This window comes from Enterococcus sp. 1001283B150225_161107_E12 (genome assembly GCF_015556925.1).
Classification (GTDB): domain Bacteria; phylum Bacillota; class Bacilli; order Lactobacillales; family Enterococcaceae; genus Enterococcus_B; species Enterococcus_B mundtii.
On sequence record NZ_JADNNI010000003.1, the window covers coordinates 1 to 13,230 of the forward strand.

Here is a 13,230-nt window from a genome sequence, read left to right on the forward strand (position 1 = left end):
GTAGTTCCATAAATACGGAAACTAAAAACGTGAATGATTGAAATTAAATCTTCAACTAATTCCTGTTGTGGCTATAAATCTAGGTTATTCCATAAAATAATCGTTGGAGTGAACTTTGAGCATGATTTCTTAAAAACTCCACTTGATTGTTCAAGTCATCTTTTTGTCCGACACTAGACAATTGAGCGTAAGCAATGTTCTTTTTGCCACTTGTTTTATCGCCTTTGATGTAAGTTAAATTATACTATCTTCGAATTTTTGGTGTCCGATGTACTTTGAACGTGCCATCGTTAGCCAACGTTGTAGCGTTCGCACAGAAAAACCTAATCTTTTTGCTATATTCTTTAGGTTCATCGGGATTTCTCATCTCATGGAAACCATTGCACGTATAACTACTTTTATATATATTTGTGTGTAAAAATCACTGATGTTTAGTTAGTCCTTTAGTGCATTTCGTTGAGTCATACGTTCAATTTGTCCGTGCCATTCATTTGGAGAAACATTCGCTTCTTGCCAAATGTCAGACCCCATAGAAATACTTGTTGGATAAGATGTAGTGAACGCTTGGATAAATGAATCTTTTACTTGAGCAACGGTCAACGGTGTATCGAATAACTTTTCTAGTGTCGCCATGCTTGTGGGTGTCACCGCAGGATAGCCGTTTGTACCGAATTGTTCTTTCAATGCTTGTTGATAAAATTGCCGCATCAGTTCGCCTCGTTTTTCTTGATCCCCGTTCACGCTCAGATACATCATCACAGAGATTCCATTTTTGATCCGACGTTGGGCGATTCCGGCAAATTTTTTGCCATTGATACTGAGATCGTAGGTACCAGGACAATAAGAATCTTTGATTTCATAGGCTTCTATTTTGTCTGCATAAACAGGAAAAGCCTGACGTGTCAGAGCGAGCATCTTTTCATATCCTTGATCGATCGAGATTTTGTTCTCATCTTCTTGTGGGAAGATCAACGAGATATTCAAAATCCCTTGGTCTGAAACGATCCCAAGCCCACCGGCATTGCGAATCACCGGTGCAAATCCCGCATCTTGGATGACTTTGATCCCTTCAGATAAAAAAGGGGTTCGGGTATCCTTCATACCGAGGATGATCGTCTGTTCATATTGCCAAAAATGTAGAAAAGTTTGTTGATTTTTTTTGGCATACTCTGTTAAAATATCCGTTAAAGCAAACGGAGAAAAATCATTTGTTTGGTAGACTTCTTGATCCAAAATGATGGACGTCATGCACTCAACTCCTATTTAAATCTGCTTGAGCAGTGATTGTCACAACCTCAACTCATTCTAATATACAGGAGTATCACTCCTTCTTTCTTCATTATACTCCAAAATAAGAAAGAAGAGATGAAAAAAGTTATCTGTTCTCTATACCTGTCGGTTGACAAATCAGTGGAAAGTGGGAACAATGTAGCTATGAGAAAAGGAGAATGTCAAATGGAACGATCTGGATTACCGATTTCGATACAATTACGTACAAAAGTGAAACAACAAGGAGAGCAACAAGATTTTTATTTTGATCTGAAAGGACAGATGGTCAAAATTGGCGATACCTTATACATACGCTATAAAGAGATCCAAGAAGGACAAGAAGAAATTCCTGTCACAATCAAGATCATGCCAGATGGTCACGTGCAATTGATCCGTGCTGGTGAAATGCGTATGCGTCTAAAATTTGCCTATCGGGAGCGTCTAGAAACCCATTACCGCACGCCTTATGGAATGATCCAAGTCGACACATTCACAAAAGAACTACATGTTAGTCTAAAAGATCGTCCAACGGCTGGCAAAGTCATGATCGATTACGATTTGTTCATGGGTGTCGAAAAAATAGGCGAATATGAGATGGTCTTAGATTTTACTGCATAAATAGCAAAGAAACGTTTGATTTTTTACCTGTGATTTTGTATGATAAGGAGTAGACTGTGAAAGGACGTGTCCTGATTGGAAATTAGTGTATTTGAAGGTGCAAACAAAAACGAATTATCAATGATCGAAGTCGCACACGCGATCTTAGAGCAGCGTGGTGATGTGATGGACTTTTCTGATTTAGCAAATGAGATTCAAACATATCTTGGCAAATCAGATAGTGACATTCGTGATTCACTCGCACAATTTTATACTGACTTAAATATCGACGGTAGCTTTATTTCATTAGGCGACAATCGTTGGGGCTTGCGTTCATGGTATGCCATCGATTCGATCGATGAAGAAGTCAACCATGGAATCGACGAAGAAGACGAGGATACACCACGTCGTCGTAAACGCAAAAAAGTCAATGCCTTTATCAATGATGACGAAGATGCCATCGATTATAACGATGATGACCCAGAAGATACTGATCTGTCTGACGAAGACGATGATGATCTTTTTGAAGATGAAGATGACGATGATGAAGAAATCGCTGCATACAATTCAGACTTACAAGAAATTGGTGCAGATACTGGAGACGACGAAGAAGAAATCCCAGGAAACATCGAAGAAGATCTAAGCATTATCGAAGACGATGACGAAGAAGAAGACGAAGAATTTGAAGACGAAGATTTCCCAGAAGAATAAGTAAGAGAAATCACATAGAACTGCAAGTTACTTGTAAAAGTAGCCTTGCAGTTTTTTTTGTCTTCGAACAAAAGAAAAAAGTTCTAGAGAGTAAGGCAGAACGTCAACTAGAAAACCAAAAGTGTTTCTCCTTAAGGACGAAGGCATATTTTTGTGGCTTATAGAAATGCTTCAGAGAAAAGCATTAGGGATGTCAGCGAATCTTTTTTCATTTGTTCTAAAAAAGAGTATGATGAAAGTGAAACTGAGACATGACAATCAAATATAAAAGGAGACGATCGATATGTTAGATGATCAATTAAAATGTCCCAATTGTCAGACCAAATTCTATTATAATGAAGTACGTCACATTGTGAAGCATCGAGAAAAAGAAATGCCGATCCGCTGTCCTGAATGCAATGAAGTAGTCGAACGGAAACTCTCTCATGGCTATTTCGTGTCATACAAAGAAACAGATTTTTCAAAGTTGGATCAGGAAGTGGAGGAAACACCGAAGCAATACAAGAGCTTGAAAACCGGTGCGGTGATCAGTGCAGATGAATACCGGGAAATGATTGAACGTCATGATTTATCTTTAAACGGACCAATGAGTTCGGAATTGATGGGCGGTATGAACTATTTTATTGAAAATGAAGCATTGAATAACGAAGAAAGTTACGAAGATTATGTTCCTTATGATTGATAAAAAAATGAAAAAGAATGGGACTTGAGTCCTCTTACACCACCTAAAATCGAATAAACGGCGGAAACAGAAGTAAACTCTTCGAAAAATAAGACGCCATCCACCAAAATTTGAAAAATAATTTTCGTGGATGGCGCCTTAATTTTTGAGGCTAAACACTACTGTAGTGACTTCTTGAGGAAACAGGTTATAGAATCAAGTTTGAAAATAAAAAACGGTTGTTTTTTATAAAAACTCTTTGCTTCATTGGCTATTTCCGATTATGATTATAGACAGAAGAATAACAAATAAATAGGAGTAATCAATGAAAAAGTCAATACGAATAAAAGTAATCGGTTTTCTTGTGATTTTATTTGGGGTGTTTCTCTTAGTCCATTCATCACCAAAAGATCAAACCTCTTTAAATCTTTCAACGAAAAATGAAGAAAATACATATCGCACCATGTCCAGTAAGTTGGACTTTCAGCAACTGCTTCGTGTCATTTCGAGAGAATATCAACTAACCGAAGAAGAAGCTAAAAAACAGCTCGGCTATACTGAGCAAATGGTGCAAGGCGCAATACATAATGGGGCAATCTACCGTATCTTTTCTCAAAACATAACAGTCAATAGAGTATACCAACCAACTTTATTGCTATACTGTGAAACGAGTGAAAGTGGAAATTTCCGAGCAATCAAGTCGATTTTATCCGTTCAGTTGAAATCCGCTGATCAAGGATTGGAAAAACATTTTACAGGGGATGTATTTGCTTATTTAGAGGACCCTAACCGAATATTTTATCTCATCAATGGTGATTTTTATGATCAAAAAACAGCCACTTTAAGAAACGGTTTAACGCTTCGTCAAGGGGATGGTGTGACAGAGCGCTATAATCATGGACCTTTAACGAATCATTTCTACTATAGTTACATTGAAGATCGGTTTACTTTTTAAAATTCCATGAAAAAATCAAAAAAAGCAGTTTTCCTAGATAGGAAAACCGCTTTTTTTCTTAGAAATTTGAAAGCAAAATCTTCACAAATATGCTAAGATAACAATAGACGCGTCCTGAGGGAATCGAACCCCCGTCTCAAGAACCGGAATCTTACGTGATATCCACTACACTAAGGACGCAAGCACTGCAACAATTGTATCGAAATCAAAAATAAATTACAAGGGGAATGGACAAAAAAATGAAATTTGAACAAAATTTTTCACAAAAACAACAACAAACACAAAAACTTGCCATGACACAACAGCTCCAACAGTCCATCCAAGTCTTGCAGTATAACAGCGAAGAGCTACTGGCTTTTGTTGAAAATCAGGCGTTGGAAAACCCCTTAGTAGAAGTGATCGAACCGGATTGGCAACCCGATTACCAAAAACGTAATGCCAGTTATGAGGGAGAAGAGACGAGCTACTTGAATCAAATTCCTGATACAACAGGCTCACTTTTTGAATCATTGATCGAACAAGTCCATTTGAATTACCGAGATACTTTCTTACGTAAATTGATTTTATATTTGATCGAATATATCGACCTGAATGGTTTTTTGACTATTTCTTTAGAAGACGCCATCCAACAAACGAATGCGACGCCGATCCAAATGCTTGACGCATTGACACTGATCCAGCAGTTAGAGCCAGCAGGTGTAGGGGCGCGAAGTTTACAAGAATGTTTGATGTTACAAACTGAAAGAGACGACTATGCGCCCGAATTGGCTTACATCGTCTTGGAAGAATGGTTTGATCAATTAGTCGAACGCAAATGGAAAGAGATCGCCCAACATTTTGCGATTCCATTAAGCGACGTACAACGAATCTTTGATTATATCCAAACCCTTAGCCCAAGTCCTGGACGAGTCTTTGACAATAGTAGCGGTTTGTATATCATCCCCGATGTCAAAGTTGTCGTAACAGGTGAAGAAGTCCAAGTCATCTCAAATCGAGGCAACCAGCCGAATGTACGTTTTCAAGAAGCTTATTTTCAACAGATGCAAAAAAAAGCAGATAAAGAGACTCAAGCCTATTTGAAAGAACGAAAACAAGAATTTGAATGGCTGCAAAAAACGATTTTGCAACGTGGTGATACGATCATGCGCGTGGCGCAAATCATTGTTTCTCGGCAAAAAGAATTCTTTACAAATGTCGCACGACCGATCCGCCCATTGACCTTAAAAGAAGTCGCAGAAGAAATCGACGTCCACGAATCAACGGTCAGTCGAGCAGTCAATGGCAAGTATCTTGAAACCGATTTTGGTGTCTTCGAATTGAAAAAGTTCTTTACGACGAGACTCCAACCTACAAATGCAGAGAGTACTGAAGATCTATCAGCAGATACCGCAAAGAAAAAAGTCCAAGAACTAGTAGATGCGGAAGATAAAAGCAAACCATTATCTGATCAAAAATTAGTAGAACTACTGAAAAATGACAAAATTTCGATTTCTCGACGAACAGTTGCCAAATATCGTGACTTGTTAGGAATCCCTAGTTCATCGAAAAGAAAACGGTATGATAAATAATTGAATGGAAGACTGGAAGAATCTTAAACATTTTTCTAGTCTTTTTTTGTTGATAAATACGGACAAAACTGTTAGACTATGTCATGTGAGGTTGAGATTTTCCTAGTAGAAAACGTGCAAGTTGGAAAGTCCGATTTATTTTTTTAGATCACATGGGTCGTTTTGAGTCTACATTGGACGAAAAATGTCCAACTAAGGAGATCGCTATGTTAGATGAATTGAAACTGATTGAAGCTGTTGCGCCAGACATCATGGATGTTTTGCAAGAACGCTATAAGATTTTGCGCAATATTTACTGGATGCAGCCAATTGGTCGTCGTAGTTTATCGGAAAGCATGGGCATGACCGAACGTGTCTTACGAACAGAAACGGATCTGCTCAAACAACTTGAACTGATCAACGCCTCTAAAAGTGGTATGACGCTGACGAAAAAAGGAGAGGAAGTCTATCAAAGCCTCGAAGGTTTTATGGACCAACTTTTAGGAATGCATCAGATTGAAATGAAACTATCTGAGTATTTTGGAAACCAGCGCTGTATCGTTGTTTCTGGAAACAGTGAACAACAACCAAAAGTAGCAGATGCTTTTGGCGAAGCCTTAGACGAGTCACTGAATCTACTACTTCCGGAAGGCGATAATATCATCGCAGTCATGGGAGGAACGACGATGGCGATCGTTGCAGAGCAACTGACTAGCTTAGAAAATAGCAAGCGCCATAACTTGTTTGTTCCTGCGCGAGGTGGGATCGGCGAGGCGATTACTGTACAAGCGAACTCAGTCAGTGCTAGAATGGCTACAAAGGCAAATGGAAAACACCGAGCATTATATGTGCCGGAACAATTAAGCTTGGCTACTTACAATTCATTACTCAATGAGCCGTCTATACAAGAAGTTTTAAACTTGATAAGTCAGGCGAATTGTGTTATTCATAGTATTGGACGGGCGTTGCATATGGCAGCGCGACGAAAGATGAATGAAGAAGAATTGCTGATGTTGAAACAAGCCAATGCCGTTGCGGAATCTTTTGGCTATTTCTTCAATGAAAAAGGAGAAGTCGTTTATAAAGTCCCACGAATCGGCATCGAATTAAAAGACTTAGCTAAGGTCCCGATCATTCTTGCAGTTGCAGGGGGGAAAGCCAAAGCCAAAGCAATTCGAGCGTATATGAATAATGCACCAAAACAAACGTGGCTCATCACAGATGAAGCCGCTGCTAATGAGATTTTAAAAGGGGTATCCCTTTAAAATAAATATTTTTTTGATTTTCATAAGGAGGAAATCTTAAATGACAGTTAAAGTAGGTATTAATGGTTTTGGACGTATTGGACGTCTAGCGTTCCGTCGTATCCAAGATGTAGATGGAATCGAAGTAGTAGCAATCAACGATTTGACAGATGCTAAAATGTTGGCACACTTGTTAAAATACGATACAACTCAAGGACGTTTCAACGGAACAGTTGAAGTTCACGAAGGTTCATTCAACGTAAACGGAAAAGAAGTTAAAGTATTAGCTAACCGTAACCCTGAAGAATTACCTTGGGGCGAACTAGGCGTAGACATCGTTCTAGAATGTACTGGTTTCTTCACTTCAAAATCAGCTGCTGAAAAACATTTAACAGCTGGTGCTAAACGTGTTGTTATCTCAGCTCCTGGTGGAGACGATGTACCAACAATCGTTTACAACACAAACCATGAAACATTAACTGGTAAAGAAACAGTTATCTCTGGTGCTTCATGTACAACTAACTGTTTAGCTCCTATGGCTAAAACATTGAACGACAAATTTGGTGTTGTTGAAGGATTAATGACAACTATCCACGCTTACACAGGTGACCAAATGACTCTTGACGGACCTCATCCTAAAGGTGACTTCCGCCGTGCACGCGCTGCTGCTGCAAACATCGTTCCTAACTCAACAGGTGCTGCTAAAGCAATCGGTTTAGTAATCCCTGAATTGAACGGTAAATTAGACGGAGCTGCTCAACGTGTACCAATCGCAACTGGTTCATTAACAGAATTAGTTACAGTTCTTGATAAAAACGTAACAGTTGATGAAGTAAATGCTGCAATGGAAGAAGCAGCTAACGAATCTTACGGTTACAACACAGACGAAATCGTTTCTTCAGATATCGTTGGTATGACTTACGGTTCATTATTTGATGCTACTCAAACAAAAGTAATGACTGTTGGCGACAAACAATTAGTTAAAACTGTTGCTTGGTACGACAACGAAATGTCATACACTGCACAATTAGTACGTACTTTAGAATACTTCGCTAACTTATAAGATAAATCGTACAAGTGTAACCTATATCCATGTACACTTAAAAGCGGGGAAGCAATCGCGCTTCTCCGCTTTTTTTGATAAGATGTTTATTTAGGAGGAAATCAAATGGCTAAGAAAACAGTCAAAGATATTGATTTAAAAGATAAAAAAGTCCTTGTCCGTGTTGACTTCAACGTTCCTTTGAAAGACGGCGTCATCACTGATGATACACGTATCAAAGCTGCGTTACCAACAATCAATTATGTGTTGGAGCAAGGCGGAAAAGCGATTCTTTTCTCTCACCTTGGACGTGTGAAAACAGAAGAAGACAAAGAAGGAAAATCTTTGGCACCAGTTGCAAAACGTTTAGGCGAATTGCTAGGTAAAGAAGTAACTTTCGTTCCTGAAACTCGTGGCTCAGAATTAGAAACAGCAATTGCTGACATGAAAGACGGAGACGTAGTTGTTTTTGAAAACACTCGTTTTGAAGACATCGACGGCAAAAAAGAAAGCAAAAATGATACTGAATTAGGTAAATACTGGGCTTCTTTAGGTGATGTATTTGTCAATGATGCGTTTGGTACAGCTCACCGTGCGCATGCTTCAAACGTAGGGATTGCTTCAACAGGTATCCCAACAGTTGCTGGATTCTTGATGGATAAAGAAATCAAGTTCATCGGCGAAGCTGTTGAAGAACCTAAACGTCCGATGATCGCGATCTTAGGTGGAGCGAAAGTTTCAGATAAAATCGGTGTCATCGAAAACTTGATTCCTAAAGCAGACAAAATCTTGATCGGCGGCGGAATGACTTATACATTCTACGAAGCAAAAGGCATCAAGATCGGTAACTCTTTAGTTGAAGCAGATAAAGTAGCTTTAGCAAAAGAATTGATCGAAAAAGCTGGTGACAAATTAGTTTTACCAATTGACAATGTTTGTGCCCCTGAATTTTCAAATGATGTAGAAACACAAGTCATCGAAGGAGATATTCCTGAAGGCTTGATGGCATTAGACATCGGCCCTGCTTCAGTTGAATTATTTGCTGATACATTGCAAGGTGCGAAAACAGTTGTATGGAACGGACCAATGGGTGTATTCGAAATGAGTAACTTCGCTAAAGGTACGATCGGTGTTTGTGAAGCAATCGCTAACCTTGAAGATGCAACAACGATCATCGGTGGCGGTGACTCTGCTGCTGCTGCGGAACAATTAGGTTTTGCAGACAAATTCACTCACATCTCAACAGGTGGCGGTGCAAGCTTAGAGTTGCTTGAAGGGAAAGAATTACCTGGACTAGCTGCAATCAACGACAAATAAGCATAAAATCAACGAATAAATAAAATGGTGAGAGGATCATCTACAGATTGCTCAAATCTGTAGTCCTCTTACATTCTGAATAGGAGTGCATATCATGCGTAAACCAATTATCGCTGGTAACTGGAAAATGAACAAAACTGCATCTGAAGCAAAAGATTTTGCAGAAGCAGTAAAAAACAAGATCCCTTCAAATGATAAAGTAGATTCAGTGATTGGATCTCCTGCATTATTCTTACAAGAATTAATGGCTTCAGCTGAAGGTACAGAATTGAAAATCGCTGCACAAAACTCTTACTGGGAAAACTCAGGTGCTTTCACTGGTGAAACATCACCTGCAGCTTTAGCTGATCTAGGTGTACAATATGTGATCATCGGTCACTCTGAGCGTCGTGAATACTTCCACGAAACTGACGAAGATATCAACAAAAAAGCGAAAGCAATCTTCGCAAACGGTATGATCCCAATTCTTTGCTGTGGTGAGTCATTAGAAACATATGAAGCAGGCAAAACAGCTGAGTGGATCGAAGGACAAATCACTGCTGGTCTTGAAGGCTTAACAGAAGGTCAAGTAAGTAATCTAGTTATTGCTTACGAACCAATCTGGGCAATCGGTACAGGTAAATCAGCAGATGCTGAAATCGCTGACGAAATCTGTGGCGTGGTACGTCAAACAGTTGAAAAACTTTACGGCAAAGAAGTATCAGAAGCAGTTCGTATCCAATACGGTGGTTCTGTAAAACCTGAGAACATTGCTGAATATATGGCAAAAGAAAATGTGGATGGCGCATTAGTTGGTGGAGCTAGTTTAGAAGCGGATTCATTCTTAGCATTACTTGATGCTGTAAAATAATTATTGAAAATTTGTGAAAAATGCAAGAAATGTTTGCACAAAGACACAAAATTAACTAAAATCGTATATGAGGGAAATCCCTTAGGAAAAAACCAAACTCAAAGGAGAGACAAAACATGTCAATTATTACTGATGTTTACGCTCGCGAGATTCTAGACTCACGCGGTAACCCAACAATCGAAGTAGAAGTATACACAGAAAGCGGTGCTTTCGGCCGTGGAATGGTTCCTTCAGGTGCTTCAACTGGTGAATACGAAGCAGTTGAATTACGTGACGGAGACAAATCTCGTTATGGCGGTAAAGGTGTAATCAAAGCTGTTGACAACGTAAACAACATCATTGCTGAAGCAATCATTGGCTACGATGTACGTGACCAAATGGCTATCGACAAAGCAATGATCGCTTTAGACGGAACTCCTAACAAAGGTAAATTAGGTGCGAACGCTATTCTTGGTGTTTCAATCGCTGTTGCTCGTGCAGCTGCTGACTACCTAGAAGTACCTTTATACCACTACCTAGGCGGATTCAACACAAAAGTATTACCAACTCCAATGATGAACATCATCAACGGTGGATCACATGCGGATAACTCAATTGACTTCCAAGAATTCATGATCATGCCTGTTGGCGCGCCAACATTCAAAGAAGCACTACGTATGGGTGCGGAAGTATTCCATGCATTAGCTGCAATCTTGAAATCTCGTGGATTAGCAACTTCAGTTGGTGACGAAGGTGGATTCGCTCCTAACCTTGGTTCAAACGAAGAAGGTTTCGAAGTAATCATCGAAGCAATCGAAAAAGCTGGCTATGTTCCTGGTAAAGACGTTGTTCTTGCAATGGACGCTGCTTCTTCAGAATTCTACGACAAAGAAAAAGGTGTTTACGTATTAGCTGATTCAGGCGAAGGCGAAAAAACAACTGATGAAATGATCAAATTCTACGAAGAATTAGTATCTAAATACCCAATCATCTCTATTGAAGATGGATTAGACGAAAACGACTGGGATGGATTCAAGAAATTGACAGAAGTTCTAGGCGACAAAGTTCAATTAGTGGGTGACGACTTGTTCGTAACAAACACTGAAAAACTTGCTGAAGGTATCGAAAAAGGAATTGCTAACTCAATCCTTATCAAAGTTAACCAAATCGGTACTTTGACAGAAACTTTCGAAGCAATCGAAATGGCTAAAGAAGCTGGTTACACTGCAGTAGTTTCTCACCGTTCTGGTGAAACAGAAGATTCAACAATCTCTGATATCGCAGTTGCAACAAACGCTGGCCAAATCAAAACAGGTTCTCTATCACGTACTGACCGTGTTGCGAAATACAACCAATTATTACGTATCGAAGACCAACTTGGTGAAGTTGCAGAGTACAAAGGTTTGAAATCTTTCTACAACTTAAAAAACAAATAATTAAATGAATGTAAAAATGCCCTTCTTATGTCAATGACATGAGAAGGGTATTTTTTTAGGCAGACGATTAGTCAGAAAAAAATATTTTTAGTATTTAAACGAATGAATGATAGGAACAAATCATAGATTCACAAGACTATAAATAAAGATCATCCTTCCCCATATTTTGTTAAGCACAGAATCGATGAATTAGCTTTAACCAAGCTGTTCTTTATTCAACACGTCTTTATCATGGATGATGAAAACGAGACGATTAAGAACAAGAATGTACCTCCTAGAAACTTGAAGATCGACAACTATGTGGGCTTTCTTTTTATTATATAGTGTGTTATAGTCTATTGATTATCTAAACGACGAACGATTCTGAAGAATTTCTTCTTTATCATCTGCTTCTCTTACTTCCTCAACCTAGCCACTAACTCTTTTGACGTCATCATCATATGTTGCCATATAAAAAAAACTGCATAGTGTCCGGTTCCAATATAAATAAGTTGATTTTTGCTAAATGTAAGAGAATAAGTTCTCGTGGAAATTTCTTTGATAACCGAACACGGATTTGTTCGAAATAGCACGCCTAAAAGGTCTAATGACTCTGATCAAAGGACATATAGGTAGCTTTTATAGAAGTAAGGAGTGATCCTAGTTCATCTCTCCTGACAAGTTTCTATCATGTAGCAAAGAACATTGTGAAAGATTATCCTGTTTTTAAAAAAAGAGTTCAATGTTCGGATAAACCCTACGAGGGAATTTAATGTAAACTGATTTTGTGAAAAAAATATTAAATTCCGGAGGCTATCCAACAATGAAAAAAAAGGTATCCACAACAGTTCTGCTATCAACTTTGTTGTTAGTAGGTAGTAATCCACGCTTAGTAAACGCATCCGAGGTAACCAGTGAAAAACAAATCCCTATTGAAGTCGAAGATGGAAAACTAGATATCACTTTCAATGAAGGAACAACGAACAAAGTCGATTTTAAATTGTCTGATTTTGACTTAAACTCAGATATGCGTAAACAAACGAAGGTCTTGAAAGCGACAGCTACAGTAAATAATACAAAATCTAAAGATGTTTTTGTGAATATTTTTGCAAAACTTGACCAATATGGAAATGGACTAGACATTCAACCGTCAAACCCACATCTTCAAGCACAACAGGTAATGCGAATGAGTTCCGTACAGATCGAAAAAGATTTCGATGTCATTTTAGATGCAAATGATTACGTATGGAGATCAAATAGAGATGATAGCGCCAAAATCATCTTGACAGCACAAGAAGTAAATAATCCTTGGGAATAATACCTCCCGATTAAAAAATAGTTATTTTCAGTTGTGAAAGGCTTGCCAGATAAAAAGAGTTAAGTGTACGAAGATTGACAGAATATGATGGATCATAATATAGAATACGTAGATCTATCCATCTGTCCTATAGAATATTCAAAGAAGAAATGCTGATCCAATCAATGAAAACTACTCTTGTTGATTGCCTGGTCAGTGTTCCTTCTTTTATTCTTTCGTGTAGTTGTAAGCTTCTGCTATAGCTAGTTGGTCCATCAGGTTAATAAGTCTAGTAACGCAAATAGACAAAATTTTATTCAATGGAATTTATTAGAAATAAGTGAAA

General features: G+C 38.5%; 12 protein-coding genes, 1 tRNA gene and 1 pseudogene. 11 read left to right on the forward strand and 3 right to left on the reverse strand.

The window, feature by feature from the left end:
* Positions 1-354 (reverse strand): annotated as a pseudogene (locus I2F89_RS15740) (hypothetical protein); the annotation flags it as partial.
* Between the two features lie 81 nt (positions 355-435).
* Positions 436-1,248 (reverse strand): lipoate--protein ligase family protein, encoded by an 813-nt coding sequence (locus tag I2F89_RS03115; RefSeq protein WP_086334984.1) that lies wholly within the window; start codon positions 1,246-1,248, stop codon positions 436-438.
* A gap of 207 nt (positions 1,249-1,455) precedes the next feature.
* Here I2F89_RS03115 and I2F89_RS03120 point away from each other — a divergent pair, with 207 nt between their 5' ends.
* The 4 genes from I2F89_RS03120 (at position 1,456) to I2F89_RS03135 (ending at position 4,193) form a co-directional block, all read left to right on the forward strand.
* Positions 1,456-1,887 carry a DUF1934 domain-containing protein gene (locus tag I2F89_RS03120; RefSeq protein WP_071866725.1) on the forward strand — a complete coding sequence of 144 codons (432 nt, stop codon included), beginning with the start codon at positions 1,456-1,458 and terminating at the stop codon, positions 1,885-1,887.
* A 75-nt stretch (positions 1,888-1,962) separates the two neighbouring features.
* Positions 1,963-2,577, forward strand: a complete 615-nt coding sequence (gene rpoE, locus I2F89_RS03125) for a DNA-directed RNA polymerase subunit delta (RefSeq protein WP_071866726.1) — start codon at positions 1,963-1,965, stop codon at positions 2,575-2,577.
* A 283-nt stretch (positions 2,578-2,860) separates the two neighbouring features.
* Positions 2,861-3,259, forward strand: coding sequence for a hypothetical protein (locus I2F89_RS03130; RefSeq protein ID WP_081367424.1), 399 nt, complete (start codon positions 2,861-2,863; stop codon positions 3,257-3,259).
* A gap of 304 nt (positions 3,260-3,563) precedes the next feature.
* Positions 3,564-4,193 (forward strand): hypothetical protein, encoded by a 630-nt coding sequence (locus tag I2F89_RS03135; RefSeq protein WP_195513471.1) that lies wholly within the window; start codon positions 3,564-3,566, stop codon positions 4,191-4,193.
* A 108-nt stretch (positions 4,194-4,301) separates the two neighbouring features.
* On the opposite strand, the gene I2F89_RS03140 is transcribed toward I2F89_RS03135, so the two are convergent.
* A tRNA-Arg gene (locus I2F89_RS03140) sits at positions 4,302-4,373 on the reverse strand.
* A gap of 59 nt (positions 4,374-4,432) precedes the next feature.
* On the opposite strand from I2F89_RS03140, the gene rpoN reads away from it, so the two are divergent.
* From rpoN to I2F89_RS03175, 7 genes are all read left to right on the forward strand, one after another.
* Entirely contained in the window at positions 4,433-5,761 is a 1,329-nt protein-coding gene (gene rpoN / locus I2F89_RS03145; protein ID WP_142433277.1) for an RNA polymerase factor sigma-54, read from the forward strand.
* Between the two features lie 152 nt (positions 5,762-5,913).
* On the forward strand, positions 5,914-7,005 hold the full coding sequence (locus I2F89_RS03150; RefSeq protein WP_171844984.1) for a sugar-binding transcriptional regulator: 1,092 nt from the start codon (positions 5,914-5,916) through the stop codon (positions 7,003-7,005).
* 40 nt (positions 7,006-7,045) lie between these two features.
* The gene (gene gap, locus I2F89_RS03155; RefSeq protein ID WP_010734862.1) at positions 7,046-8,047 is read left to right on the forward strand and encodes a type I glyceraldehyde-3-phosphate dehydrogenase; all 1,002 of its coding nucleotides are present in this window, start codon (positions 7,046-7,048) and stop codon (positions 8,045-8,047) included.
* 105 nt (positions 8,048-8,152) lie between these two features.
* A complete protein-coding gene (locus tag I2F89_RS03160; protein WP_115358060.1) occupies positions 8,153-9,343 on the forward strand; it encodes a phosphoglycerate kinase in 1,191 nt (396 codons plus the stop codon).
* 94 nt (positions 9,344-9,437) lie between these two features.
* Positions 9,438-10,193 (forward strand): triose-phosphate isomerase, encoded by a 756-nt coding sequence (tpiA, locus tag I2F89_RS03165; protein ID WP_019723102.1) that lies wholly within the window; start codon positions 9,438-9,440, stop codon positions 10,191-10,193.
* A gap of 116 nt (positions 10,194-10,309) precedes the next feature.
* Positions 10,310-11,608: a phosphopyruvate hydratase gene (gene eno / locus I2F89_RS03170; RefSeq protein ID WP_010734865.1), complete on the forward strand. Its 1,299-nt coding sequence runs from the start codon at positions 10,310-10,312 to the stop codon at positions 11,606-11,608.
* A gap of 802 nt (positions 11,609-12,410) precedes the next feature.
* Positions 12,411-12,905 carry a hypothetical protein gene (locus I2F89_RS03175; RefSeq protein ID WP_074799575.1) on the forward strand — a complete coding sequence of 165 codons (495 nt, stop codon included), beginning with the start codon at positions 12,411-12,413 and terminating at the stop codon, positions 12,903-12,905.
* Positions 12,906-13,230: the final 325 nt, after the last annotated feature.

Coding starts and splice junctions, on each gene's coding strand:
- I2F89_RS03115 (WP_086334984.1), bottom strand. CDS start 1,248: ATGACGTCCATCATTTTGGATCAAGAAGTCTACCAAACAAATGATTTT.
- I2F89_RS03120 (WP_071866725.1), top strand. CDS start 1,456: ATGGAACGATCTGGATTACCGATTTCGATACAATTACGTACAAAAGTG.
- I2F89_RS03130 (WP_081367424.1), top strand. CDS start 2,861: ATGTTAGATGATCAATTAAAATGTCCCAATTGTCAGACCAAATTCTAT.
- I2F89_RS03135 (WP_195513471.1), top strand. CDS start 3,564: ATGAAAAAGTCAATACGAATAAAAGTAATCGGTTTTCTTGTGATTTTA.
- rpoN (WP_142433277.1), top strand. CDS start 4,433: ATGAAATTTGAACAAAATTTTTCACAAAAACAACAACAAACACAAAAA.
- I2F89_RS03150 (WP_171844984.1), top strand. CDS start 5,914: ATGGGTCGTTTTGAGTCTACATTGGACGAAAAATGTCCAACTAAGGAG.
- gap (WP_010734862.1), top strand. CDS start 7,046: ATGACAGTTAAAGTAGGTATTAATGGTTTTGGACGTATTGGACGTCTA.
- I2F89_RS03160 (WP_115358060.1), top strand. CDS start 8,153: ATGGCTAAGAAAACAGTCAAAGATATTGATTTAAAAGATAAAAAAGTC.
- tpiA (WP_019723102.1), top strand. CDS start 9,438: ATGCGTAAACCAATTATCGCTGGTAACTGGAAAATGAACAAAACTGCA.
- eno (WP_010734865.1), top strand. CDS start 10,310: ATGTCAATTATTACTGATGTTTACGCTCGCGAGATTCTAGACTCACGC.
- I2F89_RS03175 (WP_074799575.1), top strand. CDS start 12,411: ATGAAAAAAAAGGTATCCACAACAGTTCTGCTATCAACTTTGTTGTTA.